The sequence below is a fragment of the Dyadobacter sp. CY343 genome (assembly GCF_021390335.1).
Lineage (GTDB): Bacteria > Bacteroidota > Bacteroidia > Cytophagales > Spirosomataceae > Dyadobacter.
In genome coordinates this window covers 563,086-581,315 of record NZ_JAJUXK010000003.1, presented here as the reverse complement: position 1 = coordinate 581,315, position 18,230 = coordinate 563,086, and the positions used below count along the sequence as shown (strand labels likewise).

Annotated in this window: 10 protein-coding genes; all 10 read left to right on the top strand. The window is 48.9% G+C overall.

Going from position 1 to position 18,230, the window contains the following annotated elements:
- The first annotated feature begins 47 nt into the window (after positions 1 to 47).
- The 10 genes from LZG94_RS10685 to LZG94_RS10640 all read left to right on the top strand — a co-directional run bounded on the left by LZG94_RS10685 (position 48) and on the right by LZG94_RS10640 (position 18,228).
- Positions 48 to 1,871 (top strand): AGE family epimerase/isomerase, encoded by a 1,824-nt coding sequence (locus LZG94_RS10685; RefSeq protein WP_233791878.1) that lies wholly within the window; start codon positions 48 to 50, stop codon positions 1,869 to 1,871.
- A gap of 27 nt (positions 1,872 to 1,898) precedes the next feature.
- Complete coding sequence (locus LZG94_RS10680; RefSeq protein WP_215233377.1) at positions 1,899 to 2,237, top strand: STAS domain-containing protein; 339 nt, start codon at positions 1,899 to 1,901, stop codon at positions 2,235 to 2,237.
- A gap of 3 nt (positions 2,238 to 2,240) precedes the next feature.
- Positions 2,241 to 4,361, top strand: a complete 2,121-nt coding sequence (glgX, locus tag LZG94_RS10675) for a glycogen debranching protein GlgX (protein WP_233791877.1) — start codon at positions 2,241 to 2,243, stop codon at positions 4,359 to 4,361.
- Between the two features lie 163 nt (positions 4,362 to 4,524).
- A complete protein-coding gene (locus tag LZG94_RS10670) occupies positions 4,525 to 4,845 on the top strand; it encodes an anti-sigma factor antagonist (protein ID WP_215233375.1) in 321 nt (106 codons plus the stop codon).
- 8 nt (positions 4,846 to 4,853) lie between these two features.
- Entirely contained in the window at positions 4,854 to 5,282 is a 429-nt protein-coding gene (locus LZG94_RS10665; RefSeq protein WP_233791876.1) for an ATP-binding protein, read from the top strand.
- Between the two features lie 2 nt (positions 5,283 to 5,284).
- Complete coding sequence (locus tag LZG94_RS10660; RefSeq protein ID WP_233791875.1) at positions 5,285 to 8,449, top strand: WD40 repeat domain-containing protein; 3,165 nt, start codon at positions 5,285 to 5,287, stop codon at positions 8,447 to 8,449.
- A 6-nt stretch (positions 8,450 to 8,455) separates the two neighbouring features.
- Positions 8,456 to 11,080, top strand: a complete 2,625-nt coding sequence (locus LZG94_RS10655) for a TonB-dependent siderophore receptor (RefSeq protein ID WP_233791874.1) — start codon at positions 8,456 to 8,458, stop codon at positions 11,078 to 11,080.
- 37 nt (positions 11,081 to 11,117) lie between these two features.
- Positions 11,118 to 11,669, top strand: a complete 552-nt coding sequence (locus LZG94_RS10650; protein WP_233791873.1) for a GNAT family N-acetyltransferase — start codon at positions 11,118 to 11,120, stop codon at positions 11,667 to 11,669.
- 30 nt (positions 11,670 to 11,699) lie between these two features.
- Positions 11,700 to 14,528: an MFS transporter gene (locus LZG94_RS10645; RefSeq protein ID WP_233791872.1), complete on the top strand. Its 2,829-nt coding sequence runs from the start codon at positions 11,700 to 11,702 to the stop codon at positions 14,526 to 14,528.
- 4 nt (positions 14,529 to 14,532) lie between these two features.
- Positions 14,533 to 18,228, top strand: a complete 3,696-nt coding sequence (locus tag LZG94_RS10640) for an ATP-binding protein (RefSeq protein ID WP_233791871.1) — start codon at positions 14,533 to 14,535, stop codon at positions 18,226 to 18,228.
- Positions 18,229 to 18,230: the final 2 nt, after the last annotated feature.

The window sequence follows — 18,230 nt, the reverse complement described above, 5'->3', positions numbered from 1 at the left end:
GAAAACCAGAACCAGTACCAATCATCGAACACCTTAACGTTTAAAGCATGAATATAGATTTCACTTTCTCAGATACCATCGCAGGTTATATCACTGGATATGACGCGGAAGAGCGCTGGTTCACTTTGGAAACTTCCGACAAAAGACCCTTCAAGCTCAATCTGATCCCCTCCACTTACGCCCGCAGTGTGCAGAATCTGACAGAAGGCTGGCAGGACCCGGGTGATATGGCTCCGTTTTTGTCTACCAATGGGCAATACGTTTTTGCGTACGGAACATTCTACCCGAATGCAGGCGAGGACGAAGTTGCATTTGAAGCGCAGCAGCTGATTTTTCCAGGTAAAGAACCGAAAGTATACCGCCACGAAGAGCAAAACTGGTGGATCACGCAGATAAGCTCGATCGCTTCCAGCTATTTGAAATGGCAGTTTGATTATCCCAAAGAGGAGATCAATTATAAGAATTACCGCACAATGCTGCATTTGGGAGGCTCTAAAAAGGGCGACTATCTGCAGGAGACTGACACGATCTCGCGGATGGTGTATGGATTTGCATCGGCTTACCTTTTGACCGGAAAAGACGAATACCTCGAAGGCGCCGAGCTGGGTACCGAATACCTACGCGACCATATGCGCTTTTTTGATACCGACGACGATCTGGTTTACTGGTACCACGGACTAAAAGTGGAAGGTCAGAAAGAAACTAAATTGCTTACTTCTGAATTTGGGGATGACCTCGATTCGCTTCCCATGTACGAGCAGATCTACGCGTTGGCTGGCCCGACACAAACCTACCGCATTACAGGTGATCAGCGGATTCGTGACGATATTGACAAGACCATCGACCTTTTTGAAAAATACTTCAAAGACCCGAACGGGGTAGGGTACTACTCTCACTTACACCCCATTACGCTGGATGCGCACGAAGAATCGCTGGCGCATAACAAGGCGCGTAAAAACTGGAACTCTGTGGGTGACCACGCTCCCGCTTACCTGATCAATTTGTACCTGGCCACGGGTGAAAAGGCTCATGCGGACTTTCTGGAATATACTTTTGATACTATTACAAAGTATTTCCCAGATTACGAAAACAGCCCGTTCGTTCAGGAGAAATTTTTCGAAGATTGGAGCAAAGATCAAACCTGGGGCTGGCAGCAAAACCGCGCGGTAGTAGGTCACAACCTAAAAATCGCCTGGAATTTGATGCGTCAGCAATCTCTGACACCGAAAGACGAATACCTTGATTTTGCCAAAAAAATTGCATCCCTGATGCCCGAAGCTGGCTCTGATCAGCAGCGAGGAGGTTGGTACGATGTGGTGGAAAGGGTTAAGAAAACAGGTGGAAAGCACCAATTTGTGTGGCACGATCGCAAGGCGTGGTGGCAACAGGAGCAGGCTATTCTGGCTTACCTGATTATGTACGGTGTTTTGGGTGATAAAGAATACGAAAAACAAGCCCGCGAAGCTGCTGCATTCTACAATGCATTCTTCCTGGATAACGACGATGGCGGTGTTTACTTCAATGTGCTTTCAAATGGAATGCCTTACCTGCTGGGTACCGAGCGTTTCAAGGGAAGTCACTCGATGAGCGCCTATCACAGTACCGAATTGTGCTATTTGTCAGCGGTTTATATCAATTTGCTGATCACAAAACAGCCTACCTGGTTTTACTTCAAACCTTATCCAAACGGCTGGAAAGACAATATCCTGCGCGTATCGCCGGATATCCTTCCGCCGGGCAGCATTTACATCAGTGAAGTATTTATCGACGAGCAGCCTCACTACGATTTCGACGCACAGGGACTTACTGTGAAACTACCTGAAACAGAGGAGCGGATCAAAGTGAGAGTGTTGATAAGTCCGAGCAAGTAAACAGGCCGATCTAAACCCATACAAACTATGAAAGTTACCATTACGGATCAGGACGAAATTACTGTTGTTGAGGTTTCCGGCGATATTGACAGCAAAACAGCGCCCGAATTTGAACGGAATGCCAAGGTGGCGATGGACAAGAGCAAGCACATTGTCATTGACCTGACGGACGTGGGTTTCATGTCCAGCGCCGGGCTGCGCGTATTGCTGATGGTGTACCGGAATATCCGGTCGCAGGAAGGCAAAGTAGTACTTGTGGGTGTTTCGGAAGAGATTCAGGACGTGATGTCGACCACCGGTTTCATCAACTTTTTTACGATTGTTGAAAAGCCGGAAGATGGAGTTGCATTTTTAAAACAAGACTAATCCATGGCGACAGATATCAGGATCGACTATTACCCGACCCACGAGCAGCAGGGCATCAAGTTCCGGCGAGGGCACGTTTTGCCTTTTGGAGCTACGATGGTGCCAAACGGAATCAATTTCAGCATTTATTCCAGCGAAGCGATCGATTGTACATTGGTTTTGTTTGAAAGAGGCGAAGCTGAACCCTTTGCAGAGATCCGTTTTCCAGAAGAGTTCAGAACAGGTAACGTGTATTCCATGATCGTTTTCGAACTCGATTACGAGCGGCTGGAATATGGTTACAGAATGGACGGGCCTTTCAAACCGGAAGAAGGGCATCGTTTTGACAAAAGCATCATACTCAGCGATCCTTACGCCAAAGCAATAGGAGGTCGCGACAGCTGGCTGGCCAAACCGAACTGGGACAACATTTATCCTTATCGTTCGCGACTTGTGTTCGAGGATTTCGATTGGGAAAATGATCACCCGCTGGAAACGCCGATCGAGGATCTGGTGATCTATGAAATGCACGTACGCGGCTTTACGCAGCACCCTTCTTCGAACGTCAAAAACCCGGGTACATTCGCAGCGATCCGCAGCAAGATTGCCTATTTGAAAGAACTGGGCATTAATTGCGTGGAGCTGATGCCGATCTATGAATTCGATGAATGGGAAAACAGTAAGGAAAACCCAGTTACAGGTGGGCTGATCGTCAATTTCTGGGGTTACAGTACCGTCAATTTCTTTTCGCCAAAAGCGGGTTATGCCGCTACCGGCAAGTTTGGAATGCAGGTCGACGAGCTAAAAACCCTGGTAAAAGAGCTGCACAAAAACGGGATCGAAGTCATGCTCGACGTAGTATTTAACCATACTGCCGAAGGCGATCACCGCGGCCACACGATTTCTTTCCGGGGCATTGACAATAAAACCTATTACATGCTCACGCCTGAGGGTTATTATTTCAATTTTTCAGGGACTGGAAATACGCTGAACTGTAACAATCCGGTAGTCAGGAACATGGTACTGGACTGTCTGCGCTATTGGGCAGCCGATTACCACATCGACGGTTTCCGTTTTGACCTTGCCGCCATTCTCGGCCGCGACCAGAACGGTGCACCACTGAGCAACCCGCCATTGCTCGAATCGCTAGCTTACGATCCGATCCTCGCGAAATGCAAGCTCGTGGCCGAAGCCTGGGATGCGGGCGGATTATACCAGGTAGGTTCTTTTCCCGCTTACGGTCGCTGGGCCGAGTGGAATGGAAAGTACCGCGACGGGGTCCGCAAGTTTCTCAAAGGCGACGAAGGTCTGGTCGGTGATATTGCCCAGAGCATTCAGGGCTGGCCCGATTTGTACTATTACCGCGGCCCTACCGCGAGTATCAATTTCATTTCCTGTCACGATGGTTTCACCCTTTATGACCTTTTCGCTTATAATGAAAAGCACAACGAAGCGAACGGAGAAAATAACAACGATGGCGGTAATGACAATCATTCATGGAATTGTGGGGTGGAAGGCGAAACGGATGATCCATTCATTAATCAGCTCAGACACAAGCAAATAAAAAATGCATTGTCTATTTTGTTTGTTAGCCAGGGTGTTCCGATGATCCTTTCGGGTGATGAAATGGGTGTGACCAAAAACGGGAACAACAATACCTATTGCCACGATAACGAGCTCAATTGGGTGGATTGGGGCTTGCTGGAAAAGAATGCGGATCTGTTTAATTTCTCAAAACACATTACGCATTTCCGCCGCGCCCACCCTGTACTGCGCAGCCGCACGCATTTCCAGCACCGCGACTATGTAGGAAGCGGCTACCCGGATATCAGTTTCCACGGTACACAAGCCTGGCAGCCCGACTTTTCTGAATCCAGCCGCTGCCTCGCATTCATGCTCGACGGCGCCCACGCAAAAGGTGGTACCATCTTGGACGATACCATTTACGTAGCACTAAACTCCTATTGGGACGCACTGTACTACGAACTGCCTGCATTACCCAACGGCCGCAGCTGGCACCTGTCAGTCAATACCGACATGCCCGCCGGTCAGGACTTCTTCGAAATCGGAAAAGAGCCGAGACTGGAAGATCAGGGAAGGTTTTTGGTGGGGGGCCGCGCTACGGTGATTTTGGTAGGGAAGTAGGGAACATTGTCTGTCTCTTGTCACCCTGAGCGCAGTCGAAGGGGCGTGCAGGATGCCTCAGTACATGCCCTTCGACTCCGCTCAGGGTGACAAAGTCAATAGACGAGCTAATAGACAAAGAAGAGTTGTTAAATATTAAAAACATCAAAAACATTAGAATATCATGGCATTTCAAATAGAATCAGTTGTAGGAGAGCAGGTTGCGCGGTTGACTTTGCATGGAGAGCTGGATTCGCTTTCGGCGCGGGTATTTCAGACCGAGATTGAAAAAATTGCGAACCAGCCGATCGAGGCATTGGTATTGGATATGGAAGACCTTAGTTTTATGTCTTCCGCAGGCCTTCGCGTTCTTATTTATTCAAAGCAAAAAATCGGCCCGAAACTGGCCATTTACATTGTCAAACCACAGGAACTGATCGTAGATACCCTGACAAAAACAGGTCTGCAACACAGCGTTACGATTGTTGATCAATATCCTGTTTAACCTCCGTCATGATGGAATCGAAAAGTTTTCCCGGCAATGTGGATTCCCTGGATTCGCTGCGGGAATACGTTGGTGAGCGTGCGCAGCAGGCCGGGCTGGCTAAAAAACCGACCTATGCCCTCAAACTGGCTGTTGATGAAATAGCCACGAATATCATTTTATACGGATATCAGGAGGCTGGGTTGGAGGCGGACTTTACGGTTTTGAGCGAGATAACAGAACAGGCACTCATCGTGATCCTGGAAGATATCGCCGCGCCATTTGACCCGCTCGCCAGAGAACTGCCCGATTCCGGCGATCTTACAAAATCACTGGAAGACAGGGAGATTGGCGGATTGGGCATCTATCTGACGATCAATGGGGTAGATGAATTTTCCTATGAGTATTTGAATGGGAAAAACCGAAATAAGTTTGTAATGAAAATCGCATCAACCTGAGTATGATGGTTGAAAAATCTACGCTATCCAATCCTTTTCCCGGCCTGCGCAGTTATGACCGGGAAGATCATGCCCTGTTTTTTGGCCGCGACTCGCATATACGGCAGCTGAAAAGCAAGTTATTGGATGGTCGTTTTTTGGCATTAATCGGATCTTCCGGAAGCGGAAAATCTTCCTTGATCAAAGCGGGGCTTGTTCCTTCCCTGGAAAAAGATGAAGACAATAACTCCTGGAAAGTGATCATGTTCCGGCCGGGTGGAAATCCCGTCCGGAACTTTGCTATTGCATTGAAAGCTGCTTTGCGACCTGACAATCCTGCCTGGGAAAGCCGCGATCCGACGGTGCTGGAAGAAGAATTCTCGGCCAATCCGCAGCGCGCTTTCGACCTGCTTTCTGAGATCCGAGACCGGAATATCCTGCTCGTGATCGATCAGTTTGAAGAACTTTTCCGGTACGAACTTGCCGAGGATTTTTCGGGTAAAAACAATACAAACAAATTTGTGCATTTACTGCTGGCGTTGATCAACCAGCGGCAGTTTCCAATTCACGCGGTGATCACGATGCGTTCCGATTACCTCGATCACTGCACGGAATTCAATGGGCTCACGGAGGTGATCAACAGGGGTTATTATCTTTTGCCAAAAATGAATCCGGCGGAAGTAAGGCAGGTGATCGAGGGCCCGGTAGCAGCTTCGGGGGCGAATATCGAGCCTGAACTGGTCGATGGACTTTTGAAAGAGCTTGCTGAAAATCCGGATTATCTGCCGATCCTGCAACACGCGCTGATGCGGACCTGGGATCGCTGGAAAGCCACTAAAACATTCGCTGTGCCCGTTTCACGCGCCGATTACGAGGCGATAGGTACCATGCAGCAGTCGATTTCCCAGCACGCAGAGGAAATTTTCACCCAGCGGCTTGACGATAAGAGGAGGAATGCAGCGGCGAAACTTTTCAAGGCGCTGATCGTGCTGGGCCCGAGTGACACTTCTTCGCTGCATCCGACAGCTTTACGCGAAATTATTCAGATAACGGGCATTCCCGACTATTTGCTGATTGATGTAGTGCTTGTTTTTCGTGAGCACGGGGTTTCATTTTTAACTCCAAAACCAGGTGTAAAAATTGATCACGATTCTATTATTGATGTTTCGGTTGAAAAAATACTTCTGTTTTGGGACCGATGCAGGAAGTGGATAGAGGAGGAACTGGAATCGGCTAAATTGTACAAACAGATCAGCTACTCGGCCCTCCTTTACCAGGAAGGTCGCAGCGGTTTGTGGGTAAATCCTGAACTCGCTTTGGGGTTGAAGTGGCTGAGAGAATGCGAGCCCACACTCGAATGGGCGCAGCGGTACGATCCGTTTTTCGAGCGTGCGATCAATTTTCTGGATTATAGTAAAAAACAATTTGAACTTGATGTAAGGCAGAAGGAAGACCGCCAGAAGAGAGAGCTGCGCAAGGCCAGGGTATTCGCTTCGGTGCTCGGTATCAGTTCGTTAGTGTCATTATTATTCCTGATCGTCGCGCTGGTTTTAAGGACGCAGGCGCAGCAAAGCGAGAAAACGGCTCTGGAAAAGGAAAGTCTCGCACTGGAAGAGAGAAAACGCGCAGAGGACCAGACGCGCGAGGCAGTTTCCCAAAAGAAAATAGCAGAGCAGCAGGGTACTTTTGCCGAGCTGCAAAAAGAATTAACCGAAGAACAAAAGTCGATCGCGGTAAGGGAGCAGGAAAAAGCGGTGAATGAAAGTATTGCTGCGAAATTGGCACGGGAAGTAGCCGAGGACCAGAGAGTGCAGGCGGAAAATGCAAGAAAGGCCGCTGTGCAATCACAGAGAGAGACGGAGGTGCAGAAGGAGTTTGCGGTAAGCGCGCAAAAAGAATCCGAAAGACAAAAACTATACGCACAAAGCGCACAAAAAGAAGCGGAAAGTTCTCGGAACGATGCATTGAAACAACGCTCAAAAGCAGTCGCGCGGTTTATTGCGATCCAATCTTTTCAAATGCCGGCAGGCGACGATCTCGCTGCATTGCTGGCTTTGAAAGCGTACGATTTTAACCTCAAAAACGGCGGAGAAAAAGAGAATCCCGACATATTCAATGCACTGTCCAAAGCTGCCGGGGCGAAAGCTACTTTGTTGGGACACAATGATATAGTGCGCGTAGTGGCCGAGCCGCAGGCAGGCAATGCCATATTTGCAAGTGCGGGCGACGATGGGGTAGTGAATTTGTGGAACTACCTCGTGCCGGCAACCAGGCCGGTCGCATTCAGAAATCCGAAACAGACATTCAAAAGTATCCGTTCGCTGGCATTTACACCCGACGGAAAAGCGGCGTTTACAGGTTCTTCAAACGGACAGATCGTTCGCTGGGACAACTTTTCGGCAGGAAGTACGCCTACGAAAACACTGGTCGCGCACGACGGGATCATTTTGTCGATGGAGATCCGGGACAACAAGCAGCAGCTGATTTCGGTGAGTTCGCCGGGGCAGGTGAGGGTTTGGGATATTAGTGACAAAAAGCTGGACGTGCGCAAAAACCTGGATCTCGGAACCGAAATATCCTGCGTGGAGGCAATGGCGGGCACCTCCTATCTTTTCTTCGGAACCGGAACCGGTAAAATGCTGCGCGCAGACCTGGACAAGCCGGAAGCAAAACCGACCGAATATAATCTTGGAAATATCCGCGGGAGGGTGATTTCAATGACGCTGTCGCCCGACCAGAAGCAGCTTTATTTCGGTACAAGCTCAGGAATGCTGTATTCAGTAAAGATGCAGCGCGGTGAGCCGGTGCCTAATTCTCTGACCGGCACACAGGGGACACATACTTCCGGCATTACCAAAATTGCATTCACGCCCGACGGAAGCCGCATTGCCACAGCCTGTTACGACTGGAAGATCAGAATATGGAGCACGCAGGACGATCTGTCTAAACAGCAGCCGGTTGTATTGAGCGATTTTGATTACTGGGTAATGGATATCCGGTTTACAAACGACGGGAATAAGCTTTTGGCGACCGGCGCAGATAAAACGGTGCGGTTGTGGGACATTAACTCTGCTGCACTTTTCGCAGAAGTTGCCAAAAAAGTTTCAAGGGATTTGACAGAAGAAGAATGGGACCAGTACATCGGAAAGGACATTCCTTACGAAAAGCTTTCCCGAGATATCCGATAGCGCGAAATGAGAAGATTTGTATTCCTGTTTTTATTGACAATTCCGGCATTGGGCCAATACACTTTTGCCCAAGATGATTGCGACGCGTCCGTGATCGTGCCGGAAGCGGATCGCAAATACCGTACTGGTAATTTTGATGAGGTATTTCAGATATTAAATCCCTGCCTGAAAACTAAATTTTCTCCGAATGCGCAGGTACAGGGTTACAAGATTATCGCATTGACCTACCTCGCCCTCGACTCACTTCCCGAGGCAGCGCAGGCGGTACGTAACCTGCTGATCGCCAATCAGAACTACGAACCGGAATTCTCTGCTTTGCCCCAATTCAAAGAACTGGTTGCGCAGCAAAAGAATATGATGGACCGGATCGTCCAGATCACTTCGGTTTCCAAAAAAGCGGAAAACCTGTTGCAGGTACCAGCTACGGTGACTGTGCTGACGAGTGATGATATTTTGAAAAGAGGGTACAAAGACCTGACCCAGATGCTGAGCGACATTCCGGGTTTTGATGTGATCCGCGGGAACGGACCTTCCTATGTGACATTCTACCAGCGCGGCTACCGCTCCACTTCCAATGACCGCACGATATTACTTGTGGACGGAGTAGAAGAAAACGACCTTAACTCTGACAATATTCCTATTTCGCGCCAATACGCATTGTCGGATATCGAGCGCGTGGAAGTGATCTACGGGCCGGCTTCCACCATGTACGGGGCGAACGCATTTATGGGTGTGATCAACCTGATAACCAGGCGACATCTGGACAAGGAAATGCCCGAAGGCAAGAAAGTCGACGTTTCGGGGAACGGGCAGATCAAGTACGGATCAATGAATACCAAGATGATTGACGGTACAGTTACATTACGTTCGAAAGATGTGGCTGTGTCGGTAACTTCCCGCTATTTTTTCTCTAATGAACTGGATTACAGCAAGTATGGTGAATGGGATTACTCTCCAAGAAATGCGGATAGTTATGCCACACAGCAGAATCTGAGCGGCAATGCGGCGCAGCAATATCTGACCAATAATAAACTCACTACGCTTTTCCCGAACAGCAACCTGTACCAGATTGGCTACGACGGTGCCGGAACTGTAAATGCATTGAGCCTCACAGCAGCCGGAAAAGCAAAGGCGGCGGAGCTGGATAATCAGCATTTATTCCAGACCAACATCAATGGTAACCCGGTGGAATTTAATGACGATTCCAGGAATTTTTATATCCGTGCCAAAGTAGAGTTCAAAGATTTTATGATCTCGCTGATGAGCTGGAAAACCGACGAAGGCGCTACACCCTGGTATACCAACCGCTCGCGGATCGTGACGCAGGATCTCTCACGCTGGGTAGCGAATAACAAGGCATTTTCACTGACTTACAACAAATATCTGACCGATAAGGTACAGATTATGAATCTCACCTCGTACCGGCTCCACGAGCTGAGCGGGGAGACGAATCTTCCGACTTACAGGGGATATTTCAACGGCAGCTACGGTATTGTCGACCTTTTGAACCAGAGAAAACCAAGCGTTTCCGTCCCATACTGGTACCGCGTTTCCAATCAGCTGCGAAATGAATTCCGGGTACTCTGGACACCGCTTCCCAAGCTGGATATCAACAGCGGGATCGAGATCCGGAACAGTATCATTCAGGCCAACTACATTACCTCGCCATTTGAAGGTGCAGACGAAACCGGGCGACCAGATTCGACTTTGGCGGGCGGGGATAATTTCCGCGTTTTTGATATTGGCATATTCAGTCAGGGTACTTACAACTGGACGGACGATCTGAAAATGGTGCTGGCTTCCCGCCTGGATTACAACCAGATACGTTCAAAAGGAGGCTACGGTTTTGTATTTAATCCACGCCTGAGCCTGATCTATACTAAAGGTATGTTTGTGTTTAAAGGCATTTACGCAGAAGCATTTAAAGACGCTTCCTACCTCCAAAAGTACGCGACGACCCGCGAGCGCCTACTCAATAACCCGACTTTGCAGCCCGAGCGTGTGAAAAATGTAGAAGGCAGCGTTTCGGTGCGGTTCAGCAAAGCGCTTTCCCTGAATGTGGCGGCTTATGTGGCTAATTACAGCAATGCAGTAGGACTCGCGACGGCGACTTTGCCCGCAGGCGGAAACACGACGCAGTTTCAGGCGCTCGGAAAGCAGCGCATTATCGGCCTGCAATCGGAGGCGCGTTATGATATGAAGAAATTGAATGTCTGGGGAAATTTCACTTACAGTAACCCGCGCGACCTGAGCCGGATCGAGGGCCAGAAGGTCCCGGTGAGTGACGTTGCACCCTGGTCTGCAAACCTGGGCGCGGTTTATGAGCCGGTTAAAAATCTCAGCATCAGCATTACCAACAATTATATAAGTGCCAGGAGATCGGGCGCAGGTACCTCGGGCAGCAGCAATCCGATCACGCATTTCAAACCCATTTACCTGCTCGGTTCGGCGATCACCTACCAGAATATCCTTCGTAAGGTCAGCTTGCAGTTACAGATTTCCAACATTTTGAACAACGAATACTTCGTCCCCGGTATCCGGGCTGCGGAAGGTATTACCTCCGCTTCCAGATATCCCCAGGAAAGACGCGTATTCTCGGTCGGCTTGCTCATTGATACAAATCGAAAATGACACAAAAATGAATGCGACGCTAAACACTCCTCTATTCATGAAATCAAAATTTGAAATCGAAAACTCGGAATTCCTGCTCACCAAGCTGGATTACCCCGAGCGTCTCGACGAAATGGGCGCGCTGCGCGTAGCGGCCTGGAAGGAGGAGCAGGGTATCAGCAAAGATTTTTTCTCACATAAACTCTGGCTCGACGACGAGGATCTGCTCGCTCACCATTGGGTGATCACGCACAACAAAGTGATCGTAGCAGCGGCCAGAATGAGTTTTCATCAAGAATACAGCTCCGTACCTCACGCCGATCTGTTCGATGAAACGCTGCTGGGCCAGTTTGCAGAGGGGCCTTTCGCTTCGCTGAATCGCCTGGTGGTATTACCGGGATTTCGTGGAAAAGGCTTTTCAGGAGTTCTGGATCAGGCGAGAATTCAGTTTGCCCAATCGCAGGGTGCGAGGTCTATTATCGCCCAGCCGATCGAGTCACGGATCAGGCCGCTGGAAGATCTGGGGTTTGTGTATTTAGGAAAAATCAAGCCTCTATACCAAATGCCCGAGCGTCAGATCTACTTCATGATCAAGGATTTAGGTAAATAAAAATTGAAAATAGCCGGTAACATATCGCGAATGCTCAATATCAGGAAAGGCGAGGAAAAGCTCGTGTCTTTGCTGATGGCCTACTCGTTCTTTATGGGTGGGGCAACCGCATTATTTTACACGGTAGTCGCCTCTTCTTTCCTCGTCAGTTTCGACCGGCTGATTCTTCCGCAGGTTTACATCGTGGGCGGGGTATTCATTTATATGGTCGGGCTGGGCGTGACGCGACTGCAAAAAAGAATGGCATTCAACAAGCTTGCGGAGCGGATGCTACTGTTTCTGATCGTGTCCATTTCGGCGTTTCTGGTTACCTATCACCTCACCGGCAGTAAGTGGGTTTTCTTTGTTCTCTTTATCTGGAACCGGGTTTTTGTGCTGGTAAATGGCGTTACGTTCTGGGCTGTTGTGGTCAAGCTATTTAATTTTCAGCAGTCGAAAAGATTGTCATCGCTGATCAATACCGGGGAAGTATTTTCGTCGGTGATCATGTACCTGGCGGTTCCTGCATTGGTGAAGATCGTGCCTACCGACTCGCTATTGGTCGTCGCTGTCGTGTTTCTGATCATTTGCGGAGTATTCCTGAAAAAGATCCACCAAAATTTCGTCACGCCGGAAGCATTTAAAACAGAGACGAAGAACGACACAATTGATAAGCAGGCGGCGCCGCAGGTTGATCCTACTTACTATCGGAATATCTTCCTGCTGGCGCTGCTGCCGGTGTTTGCATTGTTTTATGTCGAGTACATTTTCTTCGCCGAATCCCGCCTTATTTTTCCCGATAAAGAATCACTTGCAACTTTTCTAGGCTTCTTTTTTGGGATATCGGCCATTCTTGAATTTTTCATTAAAACATTCCTTTACAATAAGCTGATCGCGAAGTTTGGTGTGCGATTCGGGATACTGATCCTTCCGCTCAGCCTGGTTTTTAGTTTTTCCGTGTCCGTCATTTATGGACTGGGCTACGATACTGCGGCGATATTCTTCGCCTGCGTGGCGCTTTCGCGGTTTTTTATGAGTGCGATCCGGAAAGCAATCAGTGAGCCAGCTTACCAGACTTTATACCAGCCCATACCAGCCCGCTTCCGGCTGAACGTCCAGGGCAGGATCGAGGGGCGCGCGAAGGCAATGGGCGGGCTGATCGCGGGCGCGTTGCTACTAGTGCTCGTTAATGTATTGGACTTGCATGCATTGCCGCTCTCGGCACTGTTTCTGGGAGTCGCATTGATCTGGACGTTGGTTTCGATTCTCAGCCAGCGTTCCTATAAGAAGATAGTGCGTGAAAAGGAGTTTCACTTTCCTGTCAGGAAGAAGAAATCGGATGAAGGGATCCGTTCGCACGTCGCGTCAGACAAGCCTTTTGATACGCTGGTCAATCAGGTATTTTCAAATAACGAAACGGAACGCGTCGAGGCGGCTTACGGGCTGGGCGGTTCCAGCCGGTTTTTGTCTTATAAATACCTGATCCCACTGTTGCAGGATGAAAGTCCGGTTGTCAGAAAAGCAGCTATTTACACGGCAGGCGAATTGAAGCGGCCTGAACTATGGCCGTTTTTAATGGAGCAAATGGAGATCGACCGGTACTTTTCGGTATCGTTTCGGGCGCTGGTGAAGTCGGGTGCTCCTTTGTTGAAGTACATTGAAAAGTCGTTTCTGAGTAACAATGAGAACCGAGATCGACAGCTGCATTTGCTGAAAATCGTGGAAGAGATTGGCAATGCAGACGCGATCCGTTTCTTGCGGCGAAATATTGAAAACCCCAACCGGTTTGTAAAAGAAAAGGTACTTGATGCGCTGCGGAACCTGCAATATACCTGCAACAGTACCGAGCGCAGCTATTTGCTCAACGAGCTGGAAGAACATTTGAAAACGTTTGCCTGGCTGCTTGCCGCGCAATCCGATCTCAGTGCGGACTACGAGCCTGAAACGCCGCTCATGCAAAATCTGGAAAAAGAAAAGCAGCGGATTATATTCAAAGCATTTACAGTACTGGAAATCGTTTTTGGCAACCGGTTCCACGCGGTGACCTTATTGCGTGGCGAGCAGGCGACCGATGCGCGCGATTATCTCACCGAAATCACAGACCTGCTTTTGCCCGAAAATGTGAAAACAAAGGTGCTGCCTTATCTTGACAGCGATTCGCCGGAAGAAATGTTCCGGCGCTACAATGACATTTTCCCCCAGGTAAAACTTCCGGTAGACGAGCGGCTGAAAGATATCGTGAACAAAGATTACACGCGTATTTCCAGGTGGACAAAGGCGGTTGCGATCAAGGAATTGAAGCATTTTCCTGCTGAAAGCGTCACGCCGATACTAGTTTCGAATGGGGTATCGCGTTCCAAAGTAATATCGGAAACTGCGTTTTATGTACTGCGAATTGTCAATCCGGCGCGGTTCAGGTCTGTTCTGGAAGTAATGACGAAGGAAAAGGACGTATTTCATTTGCAGATAATGCAACCGCTGGAAAGGCTGGCGACCGAAGAAGATCTGATGGTATGCAAGCTCCGGCGACTGCGCGCAACAGCCGGCCTGGCCAGACTGCTGAATGGGGAATTGCAAAAGATCTTGCTCAATTCCGAGTATTTCAAAGCCGGGGAAGGTGATGTGCTCGACCTTCGGAAAGCGACCGGCCGCACTGATATCTCTATTCTTGTTACTTATGGAAAGCTGCTTTTTTCAAAAGCGGGTATTGTGAGTGCGGGCGAGATCAGGAGTGTGAATGAGCTTAAAGAACTGGGCGTAGCAATGATCCCGAATGTGCTGGAAGAGACCGAGTTCTATATTGTAGAAGACTATCTGCTGCGGGATCTGAGAGTGTTAAAAGAAGAAAGTCAGGAAGTTAATGAATCGAAACCCGATTGAAAATATGAATGCATTACGCCTCTTTATCTGGACTTTTTACATCGGACTTGTGCCCGCCGTGGCGCAAATGTCCAATGTTGCCCATCGCCAAACAGGCAGGCCGATGTCCGGCTTCTATCAATCTTCCGAGTACCACGCGCACGACCAGAACTTTGCGATCGCACAGGACAGTTCCGGCGTGATGTATTTTGCAAATTTTGCAGGCATACTTGAATTCGACGGCGTTTCCTGGAAGACGATACAGACTGCGAATGTAACGCGCGTATCTGCATTGGCGACAGACCGGAAAGGCAGGATACTGGCCGGGGCGAATGGAGAATTTGGCTATCTCGCCTACGATTCGGCGGGCGTGCACCGGTTTGTAAGTCTCTCCGCAAAACTGAAAGAAAAACCGGCACAGATCGTGCAGATCGTTCCCGTTAAAAATGGTGCGTGGTTTGTCGGCGACGGTCTGAATTTCTTTTGGAATGGGAAAACAGTCAGTGCGGTCAAACACCAGCTTTCGATTCAGTCTGCATTTCCTTTGGATGAGAATATCCTCGTTTACGCAAGAGCGAAGGGTATTATGCTGCTGGAAAATGGGGAAACGTCGGCCATTACGCGCGGCGATAATGTTCCGGTCCTGCTTGATCTTGTGGCAGTAATACCGCTTCCGGATCAATCAGCAATGCTGGTAACAAGTGGTCAGGGAATATTTTTTCTTAAAAATAACCGGATTGAAAACAGGGGCGGGGATGCAAATGCGACGCTGATCAGACAGAAAGCTACGGCGGCAGTCAGACTTCCCGGCGGGCAGATTGCAGTTAGTACGAGCACGCAGGGACTGGTCGTTATCAATGCCGAGGGAAATGTTGCGTTTCCGGTGTACCCTGCCCAAGATCTGCGAGACAGCCAGGTTTCAGCAATGTTCTTTGACCGCGACAACCACCTCTGGCTCGCCCTGAATGACGGACTCGCGAGGCTGGACCTGCCCTCGCCGATTTCGGTATTTGATAGTGAGTCAGGCCTAAAAGGTTCTGTCACCTCCATTACCCGGTTCGCGGGAAAACTGTATGTAGGGACCCTTTACGGCCTTTTTTATATTGATAATAACCGGGTAATGCGGGTAAATGCATTCCCCGGAAGCTGCCTGGGTTTTGATGTAGCCGGTGAAAATCTATATATCGCTTCTAATAAAGGTTTGTTCCAATTGACAAAAAGTGGGGCGTTGACCGCAATAGGAAGCGAATTCTCACTCACTGTAACCGCTTCGGCTTCTGGTAACCGGCTTTTTGTAGGTTTGCAGGATGGATTGGCTATTTACACTAATAATAATGGCTGGAAAAAAGAGCGGGTGAAGTCGGTGACTGAGCAGATTACCGGGATCACAGAATATCCGGCGGGCACATTCTGGCTTGAAACGCTGTCAAATGGTATTGCAAAACTAGATCCGGCCACTGGCGCTTTGAAGAAATTTTCAGCCACGCAGGGTATCAGCAGTCCGCTGTATAACAAGCTGGCTGTGTTTGGTGAAAAACTGATTGTTTCGAACAAAGACGGACTATTTGAATACCAGCAAAGTAGCGACCGGTTTGTAACCGCCGACTGGCTCAAAGGCCGCAAAGCCTGGTTCGATCGCGTGCAGGGAGATCGTCAGGGCAATATCTGGACTACCCGCGGAGACAAGAAATCGGTTACTTATTTCAGGAAAATCAAATCGGCAGTTGGTTACGAGCAACTTGAAACGCCTTTCGCACCTATTTCCAAAATTCCTTTTCAGGTTATATATCCGGATCAGAATGGTGTGGCCTGGCTAGGCGGAGATCAGGGGCTTTTCCGCCTGGATATGAATGTGAGCGGGCGGTATGCGCACAGTTACCCGGTGCTGCTCCGGCACGTGGCAACCCGGGAGGGAAAGTTGCCCGTTGCCAGTAAAAGCAGCTCGCCGGTCAGGCTGAGTCACAGGCAAAATACCCTGATGATCGAATTCGCATTGCCGAGCTTTCATAGTAACGAGGAAGTTGAGTACCAGCATATTCTGGAAAATTATGATAAGAACTGGTCGGACTGGACTACTTTGACCCGAAAAGAATACAGCGGGCTGCCGCCGGGAAAATATACTTTTAAAGTAAAGGCGAGGGATATTTACGGTAACATTTCGAAGGAAGCCACGTTTGCCGTTTCGATCCTGACACCGTGGTTCAGGCAGTGGTATATGATCGTTTTGTACGTGCTCGCATTTGCTGTTATGATCTACTATGTGGTTCGCTGGCGGCTTCGGCGGATCATCCGTGAGAAGCAGGCGCTGGAAAATCTGATCAGGGAACGGACCGAAGAAGTGGTTAATCAAAAAGAAGAACTCGAACAGCAGTCAGACGAACTTTCGGCGACGAACGATCAGCTGGAGCGTATTGACGAGTTTGTAAAATCCATCAATGGAGAAGTGAATACGGGGAAGCTGTTTCAGCTCGTGCTGGACCGGTTATGCGGTTTCCAGAATGTGGACGGGGCTTCCGCATTGATTTATAACAAATCAGCCGACAATTATCAGTTCATCGCGGTGGCCGGCTCGGCTGGAAATGCCAATGTAGATGATCTGAGAATGAGCGCCGCGGAAGCGGACGAGCGTTATGTGGAAAATGCGGAGGAGGTTTACGAAGATGTGTTCCTGAAAAACGATTTCAAAAACCAGAATACCAACAATTCCATTGGCGAAAGCTACTCTCCCAAATCACTGATCAGTATCCTAATACGGGTTGACGGTGAGGTGAAAAGCTATATTATGCTCGAAAATATGGAACGCGAGCACGCATTTCAGGAGCGGGATTTTAATATGGTCAAGAACCTGAAAGAGCATTTGATCGGCGCTTATATCAAAACCAATATCCTTGAAAACCTCGAAAATACGCTCTCTAACCTGAAATCGACCCAGGAAGAGTTGATCCGGCAGGAGCGGCTGGCGTCGGTAGGAAGTCTTACTAAAGGGATCGTCGACCGCATTCTAAACCCGTTGAATTACATCAATAATTTCTCGCAATCGTCTGGCAAACTGCTGAAAGAGATCACGGAAGTGACTGACAAGCACCAGGACGGATTGTCGGAAGATGAAAAGGACGATCTGGAAAGCGGATTTGAAATGCTTCAAAAAAACCTTGAAAAAATATACGAGCACGGCAACAGTACCACGCGGATTGTGAAGGATATGCAGAAGTTGCTCAAAGGGAAGTCAACCGAATTTTTGGTAACCGACCTGAATACTTTCCTCGAACCGAAAGCGAAATCGGCTATTCAGGAGGTTTTGAATGAATACAAAGGGGCGCAGGTGAAGCTGACTTTCGCGCTCGATACGCAGCCGGTGCGGGTTAGTGTGCTGCCTTATGAATTTGCGCAGGTGCTCACAAACCTGATCAGCAATGCTTGTTATGCGGTTATTGAGAAGACAAAACTGGACAAGACGTTTGAACCGGAGATCAGCATTTCTTCGAAAGTAACGGGCGCGGGCGTTTCTATATTCCTGCGGGACAATGGGAAAGGTATTCCGCTGAAAGAAACGGAGCAGCTTTTTAATCCGTTTTTCACCACCAAACCTACATCAAAAGGTACGGGGCTCGGACTGTATATGAGCAAGGATATTATTGAATACCATAAGGGCAGCATGTCGGTAACTTCGAAGGAGGGTGAGTTTACTGAAATTGAAATTTTCCTTCCGATTGTCAAATAGTC